The following is a 21,109-nucleotide window of genomic DNA, read 5'->3' as shown; positions in this document are numbered from 1 at the left end:
CGGCTGCTCCCAAACGGATCGGATTAAAAGGACGAGATGACTACCGAGGCCATCGCCCCGCCGAGCACCAAGTCGCAGGTGCTGCGCTCCTTCGACGTCGCCGACTTCCCGGCCCTCAACGGCCGGGAGGAGGAGTGGCGCTTCACCCCGCTCAAGCGGCTGGGTGACCTGGTCAAGGCCACGTCGCTGACCGGCGCCGCGCCGTCCGTGGAGTACGGGGACCTGCCCGCCGGCGTCACGGTGTCGTCCGCCGACGCCGTCGAGGACGTGCTGACCCCGTTCGACCGGATCAGCGCTCTCGCGTACGGCTCGGCGGCAGCGATCACCGTGATCGAGGTGGCGCCCGAGGCCGTGCCGGCCGAGGCTGCTGTCATCCGGCTGGCCGGCAAGGGTGGCGACGCCGCGGCGGCGCGCACCTATGTGAAGGTGGGCAACTTCGCCAAGGCGACGATCGTCCTGGAGCAGACCGGCTCGGTCACGCTGGCCGACAACATCGAGGTCGTCCTCGGCGACAGCGCCCAGCTGACGTTCGTGACGCTCGCCGAGTGGGACCGCGACGCCGTCCAGGCGCAGCACGTGAGGTTCCGGGTCGGCAGGGACGCCCGGGTCCAGCACGTGCAGGTCACCCTCGGCGGCGACCTGGTCCGCCAGTTCACGAGTGTGGAATACGCGGGCCGCGGCGGCGACGCCGAGCTGTGGGGGCTGTACTTCGCCGACTCCGGCCAGCACCAGGAGCACCGTCAGCTGGTCGACCACGCGGTGCCGGACTGCCGCAGCTACGTCGGCTACCGCGGCGCCCTCCAGGGCTCGTCGGCACAGACCGTCTGGGTCGGCGACGTGCTGATCCGGGCCGCCGCCACCGGCACCGACACCTACGAGATCAACCGGAACCTGCTCCTGACCGACGGGGCCGTCGCCCACTCGGTGCCGAACCTGGAGATCGAGACCGGGGAGATCGTCGGCGCCGGGCACGCGAGCGCGACCGGTCGCTTCGACGACGAGCAGCTGTTCTACCTGATGGCGCGCGGCATCCCCGAGGGTGAGGCGCGCAAGCTGGTGGTCCGCGGCTTCTTCGCTGAGCTGATCAACAAGATCCCGGTCGAGGAGCTGCGTGAGCGGCTCGGCGACGTGATCGAGGCTCGCCTGGCCTCGTCCGGATCATGACGTTTGAGTACGTCGGACCGGTCTCCGACATCGCGAAGGGCACCGCGCTCCAGGTGGAGGTCGACGGTGTCGAGGTCGCGGTCGTGCACGCCGACGACGACAACTTCTACGCCGTCCGCGACGAGTGCAGCCACGCCTCGGTGGCCCTCTCCGAGGGTGAGGTCGACGGCTGCACCCTGGAGTGCTGGCTGCACGGATCGCGCTTCGACCTGCGTACCGGTGAGCCTTCCGGACCGCCCGCCATCGAGCCGGTGGCGATCTTTCCCGTCGAGATCCGCGACGGCGACATCTACGTTTCGACGACACCGAGTAATGGAGTAGAGCCGTGAGCACCCTGGAGATCCGCGACCTGCAGGTTTCGGTGAAGCTGCCGGACGGCGAGCTGAAGCCGATCCTGGCCGGCGTCGACCTCACCGTGAAGTCGGGCGAGACCCACGCCATCATGGGCCCGAACGGCTCCGGCAAGTCGACCCTGGCGTACTCGATCGCCGGGCACCCGAAGTACGAGATCACCGGCGGCACGGTGACCCTGGACGGCGCCGACGTGCTCGAGCTGACCGTCGACGAGCGCGCCCGGGCCGGCCTCTTCCTGGCCATGCAGTACCCGGTCGAGGTTCCCGGTGTGTCGGTGGCGAACTTCCTGCGTACCGCGAAGACCGCGCTCGACGGCGAGGCGCCGAAGCTGCGCACCTGGGCCGGCGAGCTGCGCGGCGCCATGGAGAAGCTGCAGATGGACCCGTCCTTCGCGCAGCGCAACGTGAACGAGGGCTTCTCCGGCGGTGAGAAGAAGCGTCACGAGATCATGCAGCTCGAGCTGCTCAAGCCGAAGATGGCGATCCTCGACGAGACCGACTCCGGCCTCGACATCGACGCCCTGCGGGTGGTCAGCGAGGGTGTGAACCGGGTCCGCGAGACCGGCGAGACCGGCTTCCTGCTGATCACCCACTACACGCGGATCCTGCGCTACATCAAGCCGGACTTCGTGCACGTCTTCGTCGGCGGCCGGATCGTGCAGGAGGGCGGCCCGGAGCTGGCCGAGCAACTCGAGGCCGAGGGTTACGAGAAGTTCCTCACCCGCGCCTGATCGCTGGGAGTCAAGACAATGAGCTTCGACGTCGAGCGGATCCGTAAAGACTTCCCGATCTTCGATCGGGAGGTCAACGGGCACCCGCTTGTCTACCTGGACAGCGCGAACACCTCGCAGAAGCCGGTTCAGGTGCTCGACGTCATGCGCGCGCACCAGGAGCGGTACAACGGCAACGTGTCCCGCTCCGTGCACACGCTCGGCACCGAGTCCACCGAGGCGTACGAGGGTGCCCGCGCGCGCATCGCGGCCTTCATCGGCGCGGCGAGCCCGGACGAGGTGGTGTTCACGAAGAACTCCACCGAGGCGATCAACCTGGTCGCCCACTCGCTCGGGCAGCACCTGCGGCTCGGGCCGGGCGACGAGATCGTCATCTCCGAGATGGAGCACCACTCGAACCTCGTTCCGTGGCAGCTCCTGTGCGAACGGACCGGCGCGACCCTGCGCTGGTTCGGGATCACGGACGAGGGGCGGCTGGACGAGTCCGGCCTGGACGAGCTGATCAACGAGCGGACGAAGATCGTCTCGCTGGTGCACATGTCCAACGTTCTCGGCACGATCAACGACTTCTCGGCGATCTCCGCACGAGTGAGGCAGGTCGGCGCCCTGCTGATGCTGGACTGCTCGCAGTCCGTGCCGCACCTGCCGATGGACGTGCGCACCCTGGGCGCCGACCTGATCGCCTTCACCGGGCACAAGATGCTCGGCCCGACCGGCATCGGCGTGCTCTGGGGCCGGTTCGACCTGCTCTCGCAGATGCCGCCGTTCCTGGCCGGCGGCTCGATGATCGAGACGGTCACCATGACCGGCACGACGTACGCGCCGCCGCCGGCCCGGTTCGAGGCCGGCACCCCGCCGATCACCGAGGCGATCGGCCTCGGCGCGGCCGTGGACTACCTGACCGGGCTGGGCATGGAGGCGATCCACCAGCACGAGCAGGACATCACCCGGTACGCACTGGACGCCCTCGCGGCGGTCCCCGGTGTGCGGATCTTCGGGCCGGCGACGGTCGAGGGCCGCGGTGGGACGGTGTCGTTCGGCGTCGACGGGGTACATCCGCACGACGTGGGACAGATCCTGGACGCGCTCGGGGTGGAGGTGCGGGTCGGCCACCACTGCGCGCGGCCGGTCTGCTCGCGCTTCAGCGTGCCGGCGATGACCAGGGCGTCGTTCTACCTCTACACGACCACCGCCGAGATCGACGCGCTGGCGCGCGGTCTCGACCAGGTGCGGAAGGTGTTCGGCTGATGATGCTCGACGGCCTGTACCAGGAGATCATCCTCGACCACTACAAGCATCCCCACGGCCGGGGGCTGCGGGACACGTTCGACGGCGAGGCGCATCACGTCAACCCGACGTGCGGGGACGAGGTCACCGTCCGGGTCTCCCGCGACCTGTCGGAGATCTCCTACGACGGTCTCGGGTGCTCGATCAGCCAGGCCTCGGCGTCGGTGCTGCACGAACTGCTGCAGGGTAAGGACGTGGCGAGCGCCGGCGAGATCCACCACGCGTTCGTGGAGCTGATGCAGAGCCGCGGCCAGATCGAGCCGGACGAGGAGGTGCTCGGCGACGGGGTCGCGTTCGCCGGCGTCGCCAAGTTCCCGGCCCGGGTGAAGTGCGCGCTGCTGCCGTGGATGGCGTTCAAGGACGCGGCCGCGCGTGCCGGACTAGACGTGGGCACCAGCCCGGAGGTGAAGGCATGACCGAGAAGACCGAGTCTGTGCAGACAGTGGCTACCGCTCCCGGCGAGCCGGTCCCGGCCGCGGCCGAGGACGTGCCGGACTGGCTGGCGGCCGAGCGTGCCGCTGCCGCCGAGGCCGGCGATCCGGTCGAGGCGCCGGAGGTGAGCGTGACCGGCACGGCTGCCCCCGAGGAGGCCGCCGCGAAGCCGGTGATCAAGAAGGCGTCGGTCGATGACGTCGAAGAGGCGATGAAGGACGTCGTCGACCCCGAGCTCGGCATCAACGTGGTCGACCTCGGCCTGGTCTACGGCACGCACGTGGACGACGACAACGTGGTCACCCTCGACATGACGCTGACGTCGGCGGCCTGCCCGCTGACCGACGTGATCGAGGACCAGACCCGGCAGGCGCTGACCACCGGCCCGGGTGGCGGGCTGGTGCAGGACTTCCGGATCAACTGGGTCTGGCTGCCGCCGTGGGGTCCGGACAAGATCACCGACGACGGCCGCGAGCAGCTGCGGGCGCTGGGCTTCAACGTCTGAGATGTACGCCGGGAGGGCGGTGCGCGATGAGCGTGCCGCCCTTCGTCGTGTCCCGGTGGTAGAAACCGGGGGTGACTTCGACGCCGTCCTTCCCCGAGTTGCTGTCCCTGATCGAGACGCGTTCCGAGGCGCTGCGCGAGGCGGCCGGCCGGGAAGCGGCAGACCTCCGGGCGGGCGTTCCCGGCTGTCCCGGCTGGTCGTTGCGTGATCTGGTCAGGCACCTCGGAGGCGTGCACCGGTTCTGGGCCGCCGCCGTCACCGCCGCCGACGACTCGGCCCCGCCGGCCGGTGTCGATCGCGAGCTGCGGGGCGACCTGCTGGAGTGGTCCGCCGAGTCCACCGCCCTGCTCCTCGCCGCGCTGGGCGCGGCCGGCCCCGACTCGCCCTGCTGGACCTGGTGGGAGAGCTCCGGTGCCCCGATGACAGCCGGTGCCGTGGCCCGCCATCAGGTGCAGGAGGCGGCCGTGCACGCCTTCGACGCGCAGGAGAGCGCCGGCAAGCCGGAGCCGATCCCCGCCGCGATCGCGGTCGACGGGGTGGGCGAGTTCCTGACCGTCGGCCTCGGTGTGCGGGGCGCGTGGCCGCATCGTCCGGCCCGGGTCGCCTTCCAGGCCATCGAGGGCCCGTCCTGGACCCTGGATCTCTCGCCGGCCGGTGCGCACGCCGACCCCGCGCCCAGCGGCGACCCGGTGACGCGCATCCAGGGCACCGCCAGTGATCTGGTCCTGGTGCTCTACCGGCGGATCGCCCTGGCCGACGTCCGCGTCGACGGCGACCGCGTCGTCGCCGAGCAACTGCGGGAGTGGAGCGTCGCCGACTGAGATGGTGCGTTCACCATTCCGAAAACTGATGTCACGTGATTGACATTTATCTGTTCAGGTGACCTATCGCACAGGGGCGCGATGACGCTGGTCAGCACACGTGCCAATCAACTGAACCGGTTCAGGGCTTGACTCCCAACGCATCGACCGGCCACTGTGGATGCAATTCCTTTCCACGTGCCGAGGACGTTTCCGCCTGAGTTGAAAGGCGGGGACACGGGAGGACCCGGGCATGAGTTCAAGCGTTGTCACCCCACCGGTGACCGGCCTGCCGGACTACGCCGGCGACGGTATCTACCTGCATGTTCGTGGCGAACGATTCATCGACTGCGCGTCCGGGACGTTCAACGTCTCGCTCGGCTACTCCGCGCCGGAGGTCATCGAGGCGCTGCACCACCAACTCGACCGGATCGCTCATCTCTCCTCCGAATTCACGCGCGAGAAATCCGCGGAGATATTCGCGTTGATGCGCGATGAACTGCCGCCGCACATCGGTTCCTTCTGGTTCCGCGACGTCACCGGCTCCGGCGCCAACGAGGCGGCGATCAGAATCGCGCAGAAGGCGACCGGCCGCTCCGACGTCTTCTCGCTGTTCCTGTCGCATCACGGACAGACCGTGGCCACCACCGGCGTCTCCGGAAACGCTTTCCGGCAGCGGAGCTTCGCGCTGCCGTTCGCCCATTCCGTCAAGATCCCCGGGCCGGACTGCGCCAACTGCTTCTACGGCCAGGTCCCGGGCAGCTGCGACATGCTCTGCGCCCGCCGCCTGGAGGACTTCGTCGAGTACGCGTCCAGCGGCCGCGTTGCCGCCCTGGTCGTCGAACCGGTGATGGGCAACGGCGGCAACATCGTGCCGCCCCGCGACTACTACCGCGTGCTGCGCGAGACCTGCGACCGGCTCGGCATCCTGATCATCGCGGACGAGGTGCAGACCGGCTTCGGGCGTACCGGTTCGTTCTTCGCCTCCACCGGGTACGCCGCGGAGCTGCGGCCGGACATCATCACGTTCGCCAAGGGCGCGGGCGGCGTCGGCATCCCGGTCGCCGGCGTGCTGATGCGGCCGGAACTCGACGTCCTGGAGCAGTGGGAGCACTCGAGCACCTCCGGCGCCAACCCCCTCGCGCTGGTCGCGCTCGAGGAGACCGTCCGATACCTGCGCAACCACCGCGTCCTCGACAACGTGGCCGTGACCGGCGAGCGCCTGCACCGGGGGCTGCTCGGGCTGTCCCGCTCGTTCGGCGCCATGTCCGGTGTCCGCGGCGTCGGCCTCATGCAGGCGTTCGACCTGCCCACCGCCGTCGACGTCGAGCAGTTCATCGCGCTGGGCCGAGGCAACGGCCTGATCCTGCGCGGCAGCCGGTACGGCTTCGGCCGCACCGTCAAGGTCCGCCCTCCACTGATCATCACGGCCGCTCAGGTGGACGACCTGCTGGCCCGCCTGCGCACGACGTTGGAGTCCCACGAGAAGGAGGTACGGCAGTGAAGGCCCTCAAATTCGACGGCGCCTGGGACGTCGCGCTGCGTGAGGTCCCCGACCTGCACGCCACCGGCGACGACGACGTCGTGGTCGACATCAGGTACTGCGGGATCTGCGGCACCGACCTCGGCATCGTCTCCGGCTCCTACCCGGTGGCGGTTCCCGGGGTGACCCTCGGCCACGAGGCCAGCGGTGTCGTCGCCGAGATCGGCCCGGCGGTGACGAGCATCGCGGTGGGGGACCGGGTGGTGATCAACCCGACGCCGTACTGCGGGCGGTGCCGGATGTGCCAGACACAGCGGATCAACCACTGCGTGAACAAGCACGGCACCGAGAGCGGCGTCAGCTACGACGGTGCGTACGCCGGCCGGTACCGCACCACGTCGGCGTTCGTGCACCGGGTGCCGGACAACGTCTCGCTGCGAGCGGCTGCCCTGACCGAGCCGCTGAGCTGCGTGGTCGCCGGTGCCCGCAAGTTGCAGCCGCCGTCGTTGAGCGCGTACACGTACGTCTTCGGCGCCGGTCCGCTCGGCCTGCTCTACACGTGGGTGCTCTCGCTCAAGGGCCTCACCCCGGTGGTCGTCGAGCACGCGCCGGAGCGCCTCGAGTTCGCCCGGGACCGGCTGCCCGACGGCACCGCGGCCTACGCCTCGCTCGAGGAGGCCCGCACCAAGTACTTCGACGATCCGCAGGCGCCGCTCGACATCGTCGTGGACACCACGTCGAACCTGCTCGAGGAGCTGTTCCCGCAGATGGCGTGCGGCGGGACGTACATGTCGATCGGGCTCAAGGAGAAGTGGGCGTCGATCGACACGATGCTGCTGGCCGACCGCAGCCTGTCGGTGATCGGCTCGATCGACTCCCTGCACGGCTCGTTCGTGGAGGCGTTCCACCTGATCACCAGTGGCCGGCTCCCGGCCGAGCGGCTGATCAGCGAGGTGGTGCCGCTGGCGGAGTACCGGCGGGGGTTCGCGGCGCTGGGCTGCGACATCGACGGGCGGCGTTTCGGGCCGGCGGAGCAGGCCAGCTGCAAGGTGCTGATCGCGCCGGGTGACGTCGATGAGTGACCTGAAGATCAGCGTGGTGGTTCCGTACCGGGACCGGGCCGACAACCTGCGCCTCGCCCTCGCCGCGCTGGCCGACCAGACGATGCGGGCCGACGAGTTCGAGGTCGTCGTCGGCGTTGTCGATGATGATCAGGTCGACAGCGTCGATTTCGCTGACGTCTGCCGGGAGTTCGCCGGGCGCCTCGACATCGTCTCGGTCCGGTCGTCACGGCCGTGGCAGGTCGGCTACGCCCGCAACCTCGCGCTGCGGCAGGCGTCCGGCGAGATCGTCGTGCTGATGGACGTGGACATGGCGCTGCCGCCGGGTTGCCTGGCCGGTCTCTACGACCGCCACTTCGCCTACGGCCAGCGGATCTGCGTGGTCGGCCAGATGATCGACTACGACAACAACACCGGTGACGTGGCGTCGGTGGAGGTCCAGCCGTACGAGCACTACCGCAAGGTGCTGGCCGACCTGGAGGTCACCGGCACCGGCGACCAGGATCCGCGGATGTCGGCCGAGCACGTGATCCCGTGGTCGTTCGCGTGGACCGCGCTGATCGCGCTGCCCCGGGCGGTGCTGACCGAGCACGATCTCTGGTTCGACCCGGGGTTCCACGGATACGGGGTGGAGGACCTGGAGTGGGCGTACCGGGTGGGACGCACCGGCACGCCGATCGTGATGGGGCGCGACTTCTTCGGCGTGCACCTGCCGCACGTGCGCGACGTCGCGGCGAACCGGCTCAGCGAAGGACCGAACTATCGGTATTTCCTGCGCAAATGGCCCGGCATGGACGTGGAGCTGGCCTGCGCGTTCGGTGACTTCGAGGCCAACGAGCGGTATCCGGAGCTGCGCCGAGCCGTGGAGGCGGCCGCCGCGGGGCACGGGGGGCGGCTTTTCGTCGTACATCTTCGGTTCGAGGACCGCGGTGAGCTGGAGGTCGGGGTCCTCGGCGGGACCGTCGCGGCGCGGCCCGCAACCGCGACGAACATGGAGATTCTGCCGCTTGTCGGGCTCGCGCTGCCGTTCCGTGACGGGAGCATCGACCGGTGCCGCGTGCACGGGGCGATCACCGAGCTGCCGGCGGTGTACCGCGAACGGGTCCTCGCCGAGGTGCGCCGCGTCAGCGTGGAGGCCTGACGTGGACGATCTGCTGGGTGTGGCGGTCCGTGCCGCGCTGGCGGGCGGTGACGTCATCCGCGCGGCCGGTGCCGTCCGGCAGGTTCGGCACAAGTCCAGCGACACCGACCTGGTGACCGAGATTGATCTCGCGGCCGAGGCCGCGATCATCGAGGTGGTCGCGGCGGAGAGACCCGCCGACGGCCTGGTGGGTGAGGAGGGCGCGTCGCGGGCTGGGTGCACCGGCTTGCGCTGGGTGGTGGATCCGGTCGACGGAACAACCAATCTTGTGTACGGGACACCGCACGTCACCGTCAGCGTCGCCGCGGAGAAGGCGGCGCCCGACGGGTCGTGGCATGCCGTCGCCGGTGTGGTGCACGACCCGGAACGCTCGGAGACGTTCACGGCTGTGCTCGGCGGCGGGGCGTTCCTCAACGGCGGCCCGCTTCGCGTGAACGATCCGGTGCCTCTGTCGCGGGCCCTGGTCGCGACCGGTTTTGCCTATTCCTCGCAAGCCCGGTCCCGGCAGGCCGGTGTGCTCGGCGACCTGCTCGGCCGGGTCCGGGACGTCCGCAGTCACGGCAGCGCCGCCCTGGAGCTCTGCTGGCTCGCGGCCGGCCGCTGCGACGCCTACTTCGAGGACGAGCTGGCGCCGTGGGACTGGGCCGCCGGCGCGCTGATCGCCGCCGAGGCCGGCGCGGTCGTCTCCACCCTGGGAACCGGGGTCCTCGCCGCCGGTCCGGGTCTTCATCCCGCTCTGTCCATGTCGCTGGGGGTGGAAAATGCTGTCGCGTGACCTGCGCGGGCTGTTCGCCGTGTTCATGACCCTCGTGCCGATCTTCGTCGTCTGGCGGACCGCGGTGGTCAACTGGGCTGTCTGGTACGGCCCGGTCGCCTGGGCCGCCGAGATGTTCGCCGTCGTCACCACCACGATGTTCGTGCTCTCCCTGCGCCGCACCCTGCGGCCGGCGCCCCGGACCGCCTCCGCCCCGAAGACCGTCGACATCCTGATCCCGACCGTCAACGAGCCGCCGCCAGTCCTCGAACCGACCGTCCTGGGAGCGCTGCGGATCCGTGGCGCCCGCGACGTGATCGTTCTCGACGACGGCGACCGCGCCGAGGTCCGCGAGATGGCCGCCCGCCTCGGCGCCCGGTACCTGTCGCGGACCACGAACGCCGGTGCCAAGGCCGGCAACCTCAACCACGGTCTGCGGGCCACCGACGCCGAGTTCGTCGTCACCCTCGACGCCGACCACATCCCGCTGCCGTCCTTCATCGAGCAGACCCTCGGCTGGTTCGACGACCCGGACGTGGCCGTCGTCCAGTCACCGCAGACGTTCTACAACACCGAGTCGTTCACCTTCCGCGGCGACTGGCACGAGCAGGAGATGTTCTACGGCGGCGTGCAGCCGACCAAGAACGCCACCAACAGCGCGATCTTCACCGGTACGTCGGCGATGCTGCGGCGTACCGCGCTCGACTCGGCCGGCGGGTTCGCCGAGGACACGTCCACCGAGGACATCCACACCTCGCTGCGGCTGCACGCCCGAGGCTGGAAGTCGGTCTACCTCTCGGCGCCGCTCGCGTACGGGCTGGAGGTGGACAACCTGCGGCAGTACTACGGCACCCGGCGCCGCTGGGCGATCGGCAGCCTGCACCTGCTGCTGCGCCACCGCGACTCGCCGCTGCGGGCCCGCGGACTGACCTGGCACCAGCGGCTCAACTACCTCAGCGCCATGGTCGCGCACTTCCAGGGCCTCAACCGGCTGCTCTACCTGCTGATCCCGGTCGCCGCCCTGACCACCGGCGTGGCACCGGTGACCGGCCCGTACGCCGTCTACGGCTTCGCCTTCCTGGGCTTCACCGTCTTCAGCATCTGGACCGTCGTACGCTTCGGCCGCGGCCACTACCACCTGCTGCACAGCGAGGCGTTCGCCGTCGCCGACACGCTGCCGATGCTCGCCGCCCTGCCCGCCGCGCTCTTCGGCGAACGGCAGTTCGGGGTCACCGAGAAACGGGCCACGCGCGTCGCCGACCGGGGCCTGAAGTGGGCGTACCGCCTGTTCGCCCTGATCGACGTGTCCGCGCTGGGCTTCGCGGTGTTCCGGCTCGTGCGGGGTGAGCACGTGGTCATCGCGGCCTGGTCCGCTGCCTTCCTGGCGCTGAGTACGGCCTATGTACTGATCTTTCTGGTAGGCATGGAGCGGTATGAGCGGCGGGTCGTGACGCCCTGGTACGTGGGGCTCGACCCGGAACAGCTGTACCGCCGGATCGTCGCCGACCGAGAACGGGTACGCGTATGACCACCACCATCGGCGCCGTCGCGCTGCCGCAACTGCCCCCGGAGCGTCTTCGCGACGTGGCCCTCGCCGCCGACGAGGCGGGCCTCGACGAGCTGTGGCTCTGGGAGGACTGCTTCCTGGCCGGCGGGATCGCCACCGCGGCCGCAGTGCTCGCGTGGACCACCCGGCTGAAGGTCGGAGTCGGTCTGCTGCCGGTGCCGCTGCGCAACGTCGCGCTGACCGCGATGGAGGTGGCGGCGCTGCACCGGCTCTTCCCCGGCCGGGTCACGATCGGCGTCGGTCACGGCGTCCAGGACTGGATGGGCCAGGTGGGTGCCCGGGTGGAGTCGCCGATGACCCTGCTCCGCGAGTACGTGACCGCGCTGCGCTCACTGCTCGACGGCTCGAAGGTGACCGTATCCGGGCGTTACGTGCACCTCGACGGCGTGGCGCTGGACTGGCCGCCCTCCTCGCCCGTGCCGCTCCTGATCGGCGCCGAAGGCCCGCGCACGCTGCGCCTGGCCGGCGAGATCGGCGACGGCGTGATCCTCACCGGCGGCACCACCCCGGAGAAGGTGCGCGCCGCCCGGGAGGTGATCGGATCCGGCCGGCTGGTGGTCTACGTGCACGCGCCGACCGATCCGGACGCGGCCGAGCGCGAGCGCCTCCGCTGGGGATATCCGTCCATCGAGGACCGGATGATCGTCGGGGACTTCGCCCTGGCGGATCGCTGGGCGGACGCCGGCGCGGACACCGTGGTCCTGCAGCCCACCCCGGACGACCCCGACCCGGAGGGCTTCGTTCGGCTAGTCTCCGGCCATGGTGGACGGTGACTGGCAATGGGTGCGGCCGTCGTTGTCGCTGGGCTTCTGCCTGACTGTGGCGCGCGACCGCCGCGTACCGGAGGTCGCCGACATCCTGGAGATCGACCCCGATGACCGCCCGGTGCTGCCGTGGCCGGAGGCGGTCGAGGAGTTCGGGTTCGACGAGCCGGTCGCCCGCATCGGCGTCGCCGGGGCGTGGTCTTTCGTGTGGCAGGAGCCAGGTGCCGAGGCCGGCGCCCGGGACGTGCTGACGCGGCTCGCCGAGGACGGCGGGGAGGCGCTGACGGTGTGGCGCACCGCCAACGCGCTCTCCGTGTTCGGCCAGGCCCGCGACGGCGAGCTGCTCGTCGAGTTCGAGCTGCTCCGCCCGGAGGAGCGCACCGGCGCCGACCCCGACCTGCTGGTGCCGCTGATGCGCCAGGTCGGCCTGGATCGGGCCGGTGCGCCGGACCCGGTGCCGGCCGCGCTGCGGATGCTGACCGAGCTGACCGGTGTTCTCCTCGACCGGCAGACCGTCGACGCCCCGCTGCTGACCGGCGTGGTCCGGGTCTGATCGGCTAGTACGTGGTCGCCACCCAGTACTCCTCGTAATCGAGGAGCCGCTCCCGCTGCACGAACCGGCCCAGCTCGCCGCCGACGTCGACGTTGCTCGGCCGGGACACGTGCGCGCGGACGCACCGCTCGGAGCCGGTCACGGGCTTGAGGTACTGGATGTACCACTGGCCGGTGACGTCGTCGATGTACGGCAGGATCTCGGCACAGTCGGACCCGCTCAGCCCGAGCATCGCGCCGCTCTCGTACGAACCGGCGAAGGCGAACTCGTCGCAGGAGTCGTCCGGCACCTGCGGCAGGCGGGTGAACGTGCCGTCGCAGATGATGCCGCGGTTGCGCTCCTGCAGCGAGGTGTCGGCCAGCCGCCGCAGCGGTGCCCCGACACCCTCCCAGCCCCAGCCGTCGGCCAGGTACTGCTGTGCCCAGGAGATCATCACGGCGCCCGCACCCTGGCTGCCCCAGGACAGCAGCAGCGACGGGGTGTAGAGCGGGACGACGCAGCCGGGGTTGCTGCCGACGAGGTTGTCGCAGCGGATCGAGAGCACGTCGGGCAGCGTCCAGCTGGTCGTCGGCACGAGCGGGACCGCGCCGGGCGCCAGCATGGTCAGCGTGTACGTCGGCGTGATCGACACCTGGCCGGACGGGTTGCCCGCGTACTCCAGGGTGCCCTCCTCGGTCTCGAAGAGCGTCAGGTTCTCCATGCCCCACGCGTTCGACTTGGTCGCCGTGCAGCCGTTGTTGCACGCCGCTTCGAGGGAGACGTTGAGTGTGGAGACCTGGCCGAAGCGCGCCAGCATCACGATGGCCGCGTACTCGCTCCAGCTCGCGCTGGTGTCACGCAGCTCGGCCGCCTGGGAGACCTCCAGCAGCGCGGATCCGATGATCGCGCCGGTCTGCAGGTTGATCAGGAAGAACTCGACCGGGATCGCGTCCAGGCAGATCGACGACCGGGTGTACCAGTACTGATTGTCGCCGAGCTCGCTGCACCAGACCGGGCCGTCGGCCGTGGCGGCGCGCGCCCTCGGGTTCGCGGCCCGGGCGGCGGCGACCCGCTCCGGCGCCGGTGTCGCGGTGCAGGTGGCCCTGGTCTGCCCGGCGCGCAGCAGTGCGGGCCGGCGTGACCGCAGAGTGTCGCAGGTGTCGGTGAACGGCTTCGCCGCCGCGGCGCGCGGCTTCTCCTCGGTGCTTCGCGGCGCCACCGGCACCACGCTGGTCTCCGGTGCGGCGGCAGCCGCGCCGGTGACGGTGAGTGTGCCCGCGAGCAGGACCGCTGTGGCGAGCGCGTGCAGAATTCTCCTCTGGCGTGTCATCCCCGTCCTTCCACGCGCACGGGGACAGACAGACACGTCGCCACGTCGTCTCAGCCCCCGTGCATCAATCGACGTTCAACGATGGAATGGGCCGGACGCTATCAGGGGCGGCGCTGAGGATCGAGGTCGAAATCGGTCAATCTGATGTAAGGAAGCCGATAAGGAGCGGATTGAGCAGGTCCGGGCGCTCCAGGTTGGGCAGGTGGCCGGCCCAGTCCAGCTCGGTGTGCCGGGCACGGGGGAGCAGGGTGGCCAGGTGGGCGGCGATGTCCCGGAAGTCCGGCAGGTCGTGTGCGCCGGAGAAGAGCAGGGTGGGCGCGGTGATCCGGGCGTAGTCGGGCTCCGCACGGATCGGCCCGGTGTCCGCGGGTGCGGCCAGTTGCACCTCGAAGGCGTGGTGCTGCATCTCGCGTACCTTTGCCCGGGTTGCCTGGTCCGCTTCCGGCCCGACCCACAGATCGACGTTGAGATCGGTGGCGCCGGCGACGTCACCGGCCTCCAGGAGAGCGTCCTCCCGGTCGCCGAACTCGCGCAGCGCGTCGCTCGGCTCGTGCCCGGCCATCGCGGTGCAGAGCAGGGCGAGGGCGGTGACGCGCTCCGGCCGGCGGGTGGCGAGTTCCAGGGCGACCTTGCCGCCGCCCGAGGCGCCGACCACGGCTGCACCGTTCTCCGGGAGCAGGTCGGCGACCAGTGCGGCCTCGTCGTAGGGCTCCGGGGGAACGGCGGATTCGCCGTACCCGGGGAGGTCACAACGGATCACCCGGAACCCGGCGGCGGCCAGGACGGGAACCTGCGGATCCCACATCCGGCGGTCGCAGACGGTCGAGTGCAGCAGGAGAACGGCCGGCCCGTCGCCGGTCACGTCATGGGCGAGAGTCATCGCGGCCGAGGTTAACAGCCGGATGTGCCAATCCATGGGCGTATATCGCCGGGACCTGGATGAATGGTCGGCATGGCTGACGAGATCGCGATACCGCTGCTGCCCTGTTCCTCCATCGACGAGATGGCCGACTTCTACTCCGCGCTCGGATTCCGGACCACGTATCGGCAGTTGCGGCCGAACCCGTACGTCGCGATGCAGCGGGAGGATCTGCAACTGCACTTCTTCGGGATGCCGGGGTTCGTCCCCGCCGACTCGTACGGCACCTGCGCGGTGCTCGTGCCCGACATCCAGGCGCTGCATCAACAGTTCGCGGCGGGGCTGCGGGCCCGTTTCGGGAAGGTGCCGCTGTCCGGGATCCCGCGGATGACCCGTCCGCGCCCGCGCAAGAACAACGGCGGGGTGACCGGCTTCAGCGTGGTCGACCCGGGCGGCAACTGGATCCGGATCAGCGCGCTCGCCCCGTCGACGTCCGCCGGTGCCGAGAGCCGGCTGGCGGTCAGTCTGGAGAACGCCGTCGTGATGGCCGACTCCCACGGTGATCATCGGCAGGCGGCGCGGATCCTGGACACCGCGCTGCGTAAGGCGCCTTCCGACGACCCGGCTCTCGTGGAGGCCTTGCTCTACCGGGCCGAGCTAGCTGCAACCTTGGATGAAACGGATAAATCTCTGGATATCGTGAAAAAGTTGTCCGAAATGGAGCTCACCGCGGAACAGCGGACGCAGATCGCCGAGCTGACGGCCGACTTGTCCTGACGACCCTCGGCGGTTCCCGGTCGTCCAGCGCGTCCCAGGCCGGGAAGAAGAACGGTGTCACGGTCACCGCCAGGTAGCCGATCGCTGCCAGCAGCGCCGCCGTCTGCAGCCCCACCAGGTCGGTCGCCCACCCGCCGATCACGCCTCCGAACGGGATGCCCGCCCAGGAGACCGCGATCAGCACGCTCATCACGCGGCCGTGCATGTGCACCGGGATCCGGCGATAGACCGAGGCGAGCAGGATCGGGTTGACCGTCGACATGAGAGCGCCGGCAAGTGCCGCGGTGACCAACACGATCCACACGCGATCCGTGAGGGCGAGAGCAAGGACCTGGGCGGGGCCGCCGAGGAAGAAGCAGACGCTGAACGTACGCCGTCGCGGCAGCCGTGGCGCCAGGATCGTGTACAGGATGTTCCCGGCCACCGCACCCAGCCCGAAGGCGGTGCCGACCACACCGAGGGCCGCCGGGCCGTGTGGCCCCTCGCGGACCCAGACCGGCACGAAGACTGTCGCGAACGCCTGGTCGAACATGTTCGTCATGAACAGCATCGACATGATGCCGAGGATGAGCCTGTCCTGGCGTACGTATCGAAATCCGTTCCGGAGCGCCGCCGCGTAACCCGGCTCCTCGTCCTCCCTGGCCGCGGCGTCGGCGTGGCCGACGTGGACCAGGGCGCCCAGCAGCAGCGCGCAGACGCCGAAGGACGCCGCGTCGAAGAGCAGCACCACGGCCGGGTCGAACGCCGCGATCAGCACACCGGCCAGCGGCAGTCCGATCAGCGTCGCCGCGCGCGACATGCCGTCGTAGAGCGTGGTGCCGCGCTCGGTGGACAGGCCGGCGGCCGCGATGGTCCGGGGGAGCAGGGCCCGTTTCGCCGCGTCGCCGAACCCGCGCAGCGCGCCGGTCAGCGCGATCAGGACCAGCAGGACGCCGAGCGACACGTTCTCGCGGTGGGCGAGCAGTGGGATGCCGGCCACCGCGACCACGCTCGCCGCGTCGGCCGCCACCGCGGTGGGCCGGGGGCCGACCCGGTCCACGATCGGGCCTCCGATCAGGCCGGCCAGGACATAGGGCAGCATCTCGGCGAAACCCGCCAGCCCGGCCAGCAGCGCCGAGTCGGTCGTGGTGAGCACCAGCCAGGGCAGCGCGACGAAGGTGATGCGGCTGCCCAGCATCGAGATGGCCTCTGCCGCCAAAAGTGCGGCCAACTGACGGTTCGCCGGGAGCCGTTGATAGGACATCGTCGATACCTTATACGGGCGGTAGGTGATCGATTACGTTGTAGCGATCCAGCGTCAGCCGCCCCACCCCGCCGACGAATCGCGTGATTGATGCATTTCGGACACTGCCCGACTCGGCCTCGACGGCCATGACCTGCTCCCAGTCGAGCTCCTCGATCACCGCGCGCATCATCAGCACCACGGCGTCGTGCGCCACGACGATCACCCGTTGTCCGGGATGTCTTTCGTGCAGGTCGTCCAGAAAAGCTTTCAGGCGTACGCCTACGTCAGCGAACGACTCCCCGCCCGGTGGCGCGTAGTGGTACTCGCCGGCCGCCTCGCGCCGCGCCGCCTCGTCCGGGAACCGCGCCCGCACCGCCGCGCGGGTCATCATCTCCAGATCGCCCAGCAGCCGGTCCACCAGCCGGTCGTCGGTCGCCGGTCCGGGCAGGTCCGCCTCGGCCGCCCCCGCCGCGATCCGCCACGTCTCGCGCGCCCGCAGGTACGGCGACGTGATCACCACCTGTGGCAGGCGGTCCTCCGGCAGCCCGTCCAGCCAGGCACCCACGGCCGCGGCCTGTTCCTCTCCGGTCTCGGTCAGCGGCACCTCGGCGTCCCGCCCGCTGACCTCCACCTCCAGGAGATCCTCCGCGTCGGCCGCCGGAAAAGCGACGTTCGCCAGGCTCTGCCCGTGCCGGACCAGAATCAGTTCAGCGACCATGATCGGACCTTATCGACACGGACCGTGTCTGGTCACCCTCCGAGATCGGAAAGGAGCATCATGTGACCGGTCCCAGGCTGATCCTGGTCAACGGCCCGCCCGCCACCGGGAAGTCGACTCTTGCTCACCGGTACGCCGCAGAACGTCCACTCACTCTCAACCTGGACATCGACCGGGTGCGTGACCTGATCGGCGGGTGGGCGGCGCAGCCCGGTCCGGCCGGTCTTCTGGCGCGGGAGATCGCCCTGTCCGCGGCCCGTGTCCATCTCCTCGCGGGCCACGACGTGATCGTTCCCCAGTTGCTGGCGCGTCCACGGTTCCTGTTGGAGGCGGAGTCGCTGGCGTCCTCCTTGAACGTCCCGTTCCACGAGGTCGCCCTGCTCGACACGAAGGAGAATTGCCTGCGACGCTTCGCCACCCGCGCCGCCACCCGCGCCGCCACCCGTGCCGGCACCCGTGCCGGCACCCCCATTTCCGATATTTCAGAGATTGAGGCGCTTTATGATGGTTTTCTGGCGTTGATCGCCACTCGGCCGCGGACAAGGCGCGTTGCCAGCAGGGAGGGCGACGTCGAGGGGACGTATCGCGCGCTGCTCGAATCCCTCGCCTGAAAATTCAGTGGCCGCGCGACCAGCCGTGGCCTGATGATGGGCGGCGTGACCAACTCGAAGCCGCACCCCGCTGTCTCTGTCGCCGTGGCCGAACGGGCCCCGCGACAGCAGAAGCCGGTGCTCAGCGAAACGGCGGTCACCAAGCAGCTGTCATGAGCGGGGCCTTCCTGGCCGGCGTGGTCGCCGGCTACGGCATCGCTGTGCCCGTGGGCGCCATCGCGGTCCTGATCGCGGGCCTGAGCGCCCGGACGTCCCTGCGGGTCGGCGCCGCCGCCGGCCTGGGCGCCGCCACCGCTGACGGCATCTACGCCCTGGTGGCTGTCGCGGGCGGCGCCGCCGTCGCGGGCTTCATCGCCCCGGTCGCCACTCCGCTGCGCTGGGCCGGCGCCGCCGTCCTCCTGGCACTCGCCGCCTGGACCGCCTGGGGCGCCCTCCGCAGCCCCGGCGTCACCGAACGCGCCGAGCGCCCGACGACGGCCTTGCGCGCCTACGCCGGGATCCTGGGACTGACCCTCCTCAACCCGGCAACCGTCATCTACTTCGCCGCCTTGGTCCTGGGAGCGGGCGGCGCGGGCGGCGGCGCGTGGTTCGTCATCGGCGCCTTCCTGGCCTCCGCAAGCTGGCAACTCCTGATAGCAGGCGGCGGAACCCTGATAGGCCGCCTCCTGACGGGTCCCCGAGGCCGCCTGACAACCGCTCTCGTCTCCAGCCTGGTGATAGCCGTCCTGGCCGTCCGCCTCCTCATGCCCTCCTGACCTCGGTCAGAGGTGCTTGGCGGCCTCGCGGATCGAGAGTGGCGACAGCGCCTTGCCGGGGCCGCTCAGGAAGCCGCGGACCGCCTCCGGGTCCGTGCGTGCGTAGTGCCGGAGCGCCCAACCGATCGCCTTGCGGACGAAGAAGTCGCGGTGTCCGGCCTGCGCCACGCAATAGCCGAACAACCGCTCCTCGTCAGTGGCCGCGCCGTAGTGCAACTGGTGCAGGATCGCCGTCCGGACGAGCCACATGTTCGGATCGGAGGACCAGGCGTCCATCGTGGCCACCAACGACGGATGGCGGCGGACCAGGCCGCCGGTGACCCGGGTGGCGAGGGGATCGACGGAGTCCCACCACGATTTCGTGGTGATGAGAAAGGTGAGCGTCGGAAGGAAGGACGGGTCGGGGACGGTGACGTGGCGCACCAGGTAGTCGCAGGCGAAGTGCTGGAACTCCCGCTCGTCACGGGCCCAGCACGCCACCGCCACGTCGTGGAGGTCGGACTGCGACGGTGTGGGCAGACCTGCCAGCGCGCCCCGGGCCAGTGCTCGCCGCCGAGGTGCGTCGATGCCGAGGAACGGGAACTGGTCGCGCATGTAAGCGGCGGCGCCCACCGCCCGCACGGGATCGGCCGCCGACGAGAACGCGGCACCGAGACGCGGCATCAGAACTCCGGCAAGCGCACCCATGCCGGTGATCCTGCCACCGTAGTCTGACAAGAATGGGCGAACGAGCGGCGGCCGGCGGCGGGAAGTGGGTGGACGTCGCGCCCGAGCGGCTGCCGCGGTGGCTGGAGAATTTTGGCGCGCGCCATTCGGCGTACCGTGAAGAGGGTTTGACCCTGATCGCAACCGACGGTGTGTCGGCGACGCTGCATGCGCCCCCCGGAGCCGGCCCGGTCGCGACGGTGGCGGAACTGATCAGTGAAGCCCAGGCACCCCGCAGGCTGGGTTTGCTGCTCGCACGCAAAGGCGCGGTCGCCGTCGGCATCGCGGACGGACCGGAACTGATCACGTCCAAGGTGGACACACACTATGTGCAGGGTCGGACAGCGGCGGGCGGTTGGTCGCAGCAGCGTTTCGCGCGGCGCCGGGACAATCAGGCCAAAGCGGCTGCTGCCGACGGCGCCGGCATCGTGGGGCGCATTCTTCTTCCGGAGGTACGGACAATCGCGGCACTCGTGGCCGGCGGGGACCGCTCAGCCGTCGACTCGATCCTGGCCGCGCCCCAGCTGGCCCCGGTAGCCGCCCTGCGCGCGAGCCGGCTGCTGGACGTGCCCGAGCCGCGGCATGCGGTGCTGGTCTCCGCAGTGGCCGCGGCCCGTGCCGTCACAATTTTGATCAGATAGCGCCCGCCTTGAACGTGTCGCACTGCTTCGGGTCGCCGGAGTCGTAACCGACCTTGAACCACTGCTGGCGCTGCGCCGACGTGCCGTGTGTGAACTGCTCCGGGTTGATCTCGCCGCCGCCGCGCTTCTGCAACGCGTCGTCACCGATCTTGCCGGCGGTGTCGATGCCCTGCTGGATGTCCTGCTCGGTGAGGCTCTTGAAGATCTTGTCGCCGTCCTTGTCCTCGGTGTTGGCCGCCGCGTTGGCCCAGGCGCCGGCGTAGCAGTCGGCCTGCAGTTCGAGCTTGACCGACTCCTCGTTGGCGTTGTCCGGGTCGCGCTGCTGGCGGCGCCGCATCTCCGCCTCGGTGCCGAGGACGTCCTGGACGTGGTGGCCGTACTCGTGGGCCAGCACGTAGGGCTGCGCGAACTCGCCCGGCGCGCCGAGCTCCTTCGACAGCACCTGGTAGAAGGTGAGGTCGATGTACACCTTGTCGTCCGCGGGGCAGTAGAACGGGCCGACGCCGGAGTCCGCCGAGCCGCAGGCCGTGTTCACCGCCTGGGAGAAGATGTGCGTGCGGGCCGGCACGTACTGCTCGCCGAACGACGCCGGCAGCTGGTCCGTCCAGTAATCCTGGATCGACGTCACATAGAGCGCGTTGCGGCACTCCAGCAACTGCAGTTTCTGCTCCTCGCTGCAGTTCAGCTGGGTGCCGGTCGACTCGCCGCCGCCACCGCCCAGCGTGTTGATCCCGAAGTATCCGCCGACCAGGGCGATGACCAGCGTCACCACGATCCCGGCGAGCCCGCCGCCACCGATGGGCAGCCCACCCAGGCCGCCGCCACCGCCGGACCGGCGCCCGTCCTCGATCTGACTGGTGTCGATGTCGGCGCGTTCGTTGAGTTCCATAGTCGTCCCACCTTCACCACGGTTG

24 protein-coding genes are annotated in these 21,109 nt (G+C 70.1%); 18 read left to right on the top strand and 6 right to left on the bottom strand.

From position 1 onward, the window contains the following. The first annotated feature begins 36 nt into the window (after window positions 1–36). The 14 genes from sufD to AB0M02_RS15555 all read left to right on the top strand — a co-directional run bounded on the left by sufD (window position 37) and on the right by AB0M02_RS15555 (window position 12,595). Window positions 37–1,164, top strand: coding sequence for a Fe-S cluster assembly protein SufD (gene sufD, locus AB0M02_RS15620; RefSeq protein ID WP_364226836.1), 1,128 nt, complete (start codon window positions 37–39; stop codon window positions 1,162–1,164). Then, entirely contained in the window at window positions 1,161–1,493 is a 333-nt protein-coding gene (locus AB0M02_RS15615; protein WP_364226834.1) for a non-heme iron oxygenase ferredoxin subunit, read from the top strand. The genes sufD and AB0M02_RS15615 overlap by 4 nt, the downstream gene beginning before the upstream one ends. Beyond that, window positions 1,490–2,248 carry a Fe-S cluster assembly ATPase SufC gene (sufC, locus tag AB0M02_RS15610; protein WP_364226832.1) on the top strand — a complete coding sequence of 253 codons (759 nt, stop codon included), beginning with the start codon at window positions 1,490–1,492 and terminating at the stop codon, window positions 2,246–2,248. Before AB0M02_RS15615 ends, sufC begins: the two co-directional genes overlap by 4 nt. Window positions 2,249–2,266: 18 nt before the next feature. Beyond that, on the top strand, window positions 2,267–3,496 hold the full coding sequence (locus tag AB0M02_RS15605; RefSeq protein WP_364226830.1) for a cysteine desulfurase: 1,230 nt from the start codon (window positions 2,267–2,269) through the stop codon (window positions 3,494–3,496). Continuing rightward, complete coding sequence (gene sufU, locus AB0M02_RS15600) at window positions 3,496–3,951, top strand: Fe-S cluster assembly sulfur transfer protein SufU (protein ID WP_364226828.1); 456 nt, start codon at window positions 3,496–3,498, stop codon at window positions 3,949–3,951. The genes AB0M02_RS15605 and sufU overlap by 1 nt, the downstream gene beginning before the upstream one ends. Then, complete coding sequence (locus AB0M02_RS15595; RefSeq protein ID WP_364226825.1) at window positions 3,948–4,472, top strand: metal-sulfur cluster assembly factor; 525 nt, start codon at window positions 3,948–3,950, stop codon at window positions 4,470–4,472. The genes sufU and AB0M02_RS15595 overlap by 4 nt, the downstream gene beginning before the upstream one ends. Before the next feature lie 71 nt (window positions 4,473–4,543). Beyond that, window positions 4,544–5,293: a maleylpyruvate isomerase family mycothiol-dependent enzyme gene (locus tag AB0M02_RS15590; RefSeq protein ID WP_364226822.1), complete on the top strand. Its 750-nt coding sequence runs from the start codon at window positions 4,544–4,546 to the stop codon at window positions 5,291–5,293. A gap of 232 nt (window positions 5,294–5,525) precedes the next feature. Then, window positions 5,526–6,776 (top strand): aspartate aminotransferase family protein, encoded by a 1,251-nt coding sequence (locus AB0M02_RS15585; protein ID WP_364226819.1) that lies wholly within the window; start codon window positions 5,526–5,528, stop codon window positions 6,774–6,776. Next, entirely contained in the window at window positions 6,773–7,837 is a 1,065-nt protein-coding gene (locus AB0M02_RS15580) for an alcohol dehydrogenase catalytic domain-containing protein (RefSeq protein WP_364226816.1), read from the top strand. The genes AB0M02_RS15585 and AB0M02_RS15580 overlap by 4 nt, the downstream gene beginning before the upstream one ends. Further along, window positions 7,830–8,957 carry a glycosyltransferase gene (locus AB0M02_RS15575; RefSeq protein WP_364226813.1) on the top strand — a complete coding sequence of 376 codons (1,128 nt, stop codon included), beginning with the start codon at window positions 7,830–7,832 and terminating at the stop codon, window positions 8,955–8,957. The genes AB0M02_RS15580 and AB0M02_RS15575 overlap by 8 nt, the downstream gene beginning before the upstream one ends. A gap of 1 nt (window position 8,958) precedes the next feature. Continuing rightward, window positions 8,959–9,732: an inositol monophosphatase family protein gene (locus AB0M02_RS15570; protein WP_364226810.1), complete on the top strand. Its 774-nt coding sequence runs from the start codon at window positions 8,959–8,961 to the stop codon at window positions 9,730–9,732. After that, a complete protein-coding gene (locus AB0M02_RS15565) occupies window positions 9,719–11,239 on the top strand; it encodes a glycosyltransferase (protein WP_364226807.1) in 1,521 nt (506 codons plus the stop codon). Before AB0M02_RS15570 ends, AB0M02_RS15565 begins: the two co-directional genes overlap by 14 nt. Then, a complete protein-coding gene (locus AB0M02_RS15560; protein ID WP_364226804.1) occupies window positions 11,236–12,051 on the top strand; it encodes an LLM class flavin-dependent oxidoreductase in 816 nt (271 codons plus the stop codon). Before AB0M02_RS15565 ends, AB0M02_RS15560 begins: the two co-directional genes overlap by 4 nt. Continuing rightward, complete coding sequence (locus AB0M02_RS15555) at window positions 12,038–12,595, top strand: DUF6461 domain-containing protein (RefSeq protein ID WP_364226801.1); 558 nt, start codon at window positions 12,038–12,040, stop codon at window positions 12,593–12,595. The genes AB0M02_RS15560 and AB0M02_RS15555 overlap by 14 nt, the downstream gene beginning before the upstream one ends. A 4-nt stretch (window positions 12,596–12,599) precedes the next feature. Here the strand turns inward: AB0M02_RS15555 and AB0M02_RS15550 are convergent, their stop codons facing one another. Both AB0M02_RS15550 and AB0M02_RS15545 read right to left on the bottom strand, forming a co-directional pair. After that, entirely contained in the window at window positions 12,600–13,904 is a 1,305-nt protein-coding gene (locus tag AB0M02_RS15550) for a hypothetical protein (protein WP_364226798.1), read from the bottom strand. A gap of 136 nt (window positions 13,905–14,040) precedes the next feature. Further along, window positions 14,041–14,784 (bottom strand): alpha/beta fold hydrolase, encoded by a 744-nt coding sequence (locus AB0M02_RS15545; protein ID WP_364226796.1) that lies wholly within the window; start codon window positions 14,782–14,784, stop codon window positions 14,041–14,043. Between the two features lie 72 nt (window positions 14,785–14,856). Between AB0M02_RS15545 and AB0M02_RS15540 the strand changes: the two genes are divergently transcribed. Continuing rightward, on the top strand, window positions 14,857–15,540 hold the full coding sequence (locus AB0M02_RS15540; protein ID WP_364226794.1) for a VOC family protein: 684 nt from the start codon (window positions 14,857–14,859) through the stop codon (window positions 15,538–15,540). Here AB0M02_RS15540 and AB0M02_RS15535 read toward each other — a convergent pair. Then, complete coding sequence (locus tag AB0M02_RS15535) at window positions 15,488–16,783, bottom strand: MFS transporter (RefSeq protein ID WP_364226791.1); 1,296 nt, start codon at window positions 16,781–16,783, stop codon at window positions 15,488–15,490. The two genes, AB0M02_RS15540 and AB0M02_RS15535, sit on opposite strands and share 53 nt — an antisense overlap. Window positions 16,784–16,793: 10 nt before the next feature. Then, window positions 16,794–17,483 carry a histidine phosphatase family protein gene (locus AB0M02_RS15530; RefSeq protein WP_364226789.1) on the bottom strand — a complete coding sequence of 230 codons (690 nt, stop codon included), beginning with the start codon at window positions 17,481–17,483 and terminating at the stop codon, window positions 16,794–16,796. A gap of 62 nt (window positions 17,484–17,545) precedes the next feature. Here AB0M02_RS15530 and AB0M02_RS15525 point away from each other — a divergent pair, with 62 nt between their 5' ends. Together AB0M02_RS15525 and AB0M02_RS15520 are read left to right on the top strand one after the other, a co-directional pair. Next, complete coding sequence (locus AB0M02_RS15525) at window positions 17,546–18,094, top strand: AAA family ATPase (RefSeq protein WP_364226786.1); 549 nt, start codon at window positions 17,546–17,548, stop codon at window positions 18,092–18,094. 152 nt (window positions 18,095–18,246) lie between these two features. Then, entirely contained in the window at window positions 18,247–18,849 is a 603-nt protein-coding gene (locus tag AB0M02_RS15520; protein ID WP_364226784.1) for a LysE family transporter, read from the top strand. A 6-nt stretch (window positions 18,850–18,855) separates the two neighbouring features. Here AB0M02_RS15520 and AB0M02_RS15515 read toward each other — a convergent pair whose 3' ends face one another. Then, window positions 18,856–19,536 carry a DNA alkylation repair protein gene (locus tag AB0M02_RS15515; protein WP_364226781.1) on the bottom strand — a complete coding sequence of 227 codons (681 nt, stop codon included), beginning with the start codon at window positions 19,534–19,536 and terminating at the stop codon, window positions 18,856–18,858. 32 nt (window positions 19,537–19,568) lie between these two features. Between AB0M02_RS15515 and AB0M02_RS15510 the strand changes: the two genes are divergently transcribed. Further along, window positions 19,569–20,195 carry an acVLRF1 family peptidyl-tRNA hydrolase gene (locus tag AB0M02_RS15510; RefSeq protein ID WP_364226778.1) on the top strand — a complete coding sequence of 209 codons (627 nt, stop codon included), beginning with the start codon at window positions 19,569–19,571 and terminating at the stop codon, window positions 20,193–20,195. Here AB0M02_RS15510 and AB0M02_RS15505 read toward each other — a convergent pair. After that, window positions 20,188–21,084, bottom strand: a complete 897-nt coding sequence (locus AB0M02_RS15505) for a neutral zinc metallopeptidase (RefSeq protein ID WP_364226776.1) — start codon at window positions 21,082–21,084, stop codon at window positions 20,188–20,190. The two genes, AB0M02_RS15510 and AB0M02_RS15505, sit on opposite strands and share 8 nt — an antisense overlap. Window positions 21,085–21,109: the final 25 nt, after the last annotated feature.

Source organism: Actinoplanes sp. NPDC051861 (assembly GCF_040681145.1).
In the GTDB taxonomy this organism is placed as follows: Bacteria; Actinomycetota; Actinomycetes; order Mycobacteriales; family Micromonosporaceae; genus Actinoplanes.
This window is presented reverse-complemented; position numbering and strand designations above follow the sequence as displayed.

Coding starts and splice junctions, on each gene's coding strand:
- AB0M02_RS15555 (WP_364226801.1), top strand. CDS start 12,038: ATGGTGGACGGTGACTGGCAATGGGTGCGGCCGTCGTTGTCGCTGGGC.
- AB0M02_RS15530 (WP_364226789.1), bottom strand. CDS start 17,483: ATGGTCGCTGAACTGATTCTGGTCCGGCACGGGCAGAGCCTGGCGAAC.
- AB0M02_RS15565 (WP_364226807.1), top strand. CDS start 9,719: ATGCTGTCGCGTGACCTGCGCGGGCTGTTCGCCGTGTTCATGACCCTC.
- AB0M02_RS15560 (WP_364226804.1), top strand. CDS start 11,236: ATGACCACCACCATCGGCGCCGTCGCGCTGCCGCAACTGCCCCCGGAG.
- sufU (WP_364226828.1), top strand. CDS start 3,496: ATGATGCTCGACGGCCTGTACCAGGAGATCATCCTCGACCACTACAAG.
- AB0M02_RS15520 (WP_364226784.1), top strand. CDS start 18,247: ATGAGCGGGGCCTTCCTGGCCGGCGTGGTCGCCGGCTACGGCATCGCT.
- AB0M02_RS15535 (WP_364226791.1), bottom strand. CDS start 16,783: ATGTCCTATCAACGGCTCCCGGCGAACCGTCAGTTGGCCGCACTTTTG.
- AB0M02_RS15605 (WP_364226830.1), top strand. CDS start 2,267: ATGAGCTTCGACGTCGAGCGGATCCGTAAAGACTTCCCGATCTTCGAT.
- AB0M02_RS15545 (WP_364226796.1), bottom strand. CDS start 14,784: ATGACTCTCGCCCATGACGTGACCGGCGACGGGCCGGCCGTTCTCCTG.
- AB0M02_RS15505 (WP_364226776.1), bottom strand. CDS start 21,084: ATGGAACTCAACGAACGCGCCGACATCGACACCAGTCAGATCGAGGAC.
- AB0M02_RS15540 (WP_364226794.1), top strand. CDS start 14,857: ATGGCTGACGAGATCGCGATACCGCTGCTGCCCTGTTCCTCCATCGAC.
- AB0M02_RS15595 (WP_364226825.1), top strand. CDS start 3,948: ATGACCGAGAAGACCGAGTCTGTGCAGACAGTGGCTACCGCTCCCGGC.
- AB0M02_RS15510 (WP_364226778.1), top strand. CDS start 19,569: ATGGGCGAACGAGCGGCGGCCGGCGGCGGGAAGTGGGTGGACGTCGCG.
- sufD (WP_364226836.1), top strand. CDS start 37: ATGACTACCGAGGCCATCGCCCCGCCGAGCACCAAGTCGCAGGTGCTG.
- AB0M02_RS15515 (WP_364226781.1), bottom strand. CDS start 19,536: ATGGGTGCGCTTGCCGGAGTTCTGATGCCGCGTCTCGGTGCCGCGTTC.
- AB0M02_RS15585 (WP_364226819.1), top strand. CDS start 5,526: ATGAGTTCAAGCGTTGTCACCCCACCGGTGACCGGCCTGCCGGACTAC.
- AB0M02_RS15615 (WP_364226834.1), top strand. CDS start 1,161: ATGACGTTTGAGTACGTCGGACCGGTCTCCGACATCGCGAAGGGCACC.
- AB0M02_RS15550 (WP_364226798.1), bottom strand. CDS start 13,904: ATGACACGCCAGAGGAGAATTCTGCACGCGCTCGCCACAGCGGTCCTG.
- AB0M02_RS15575 (WP_364226813.1), top strand. CDS start 7,830: ATGAGTGACCTGAAGATCAGCGTGGTGGTTCCGTACCGGGACCGGGCC.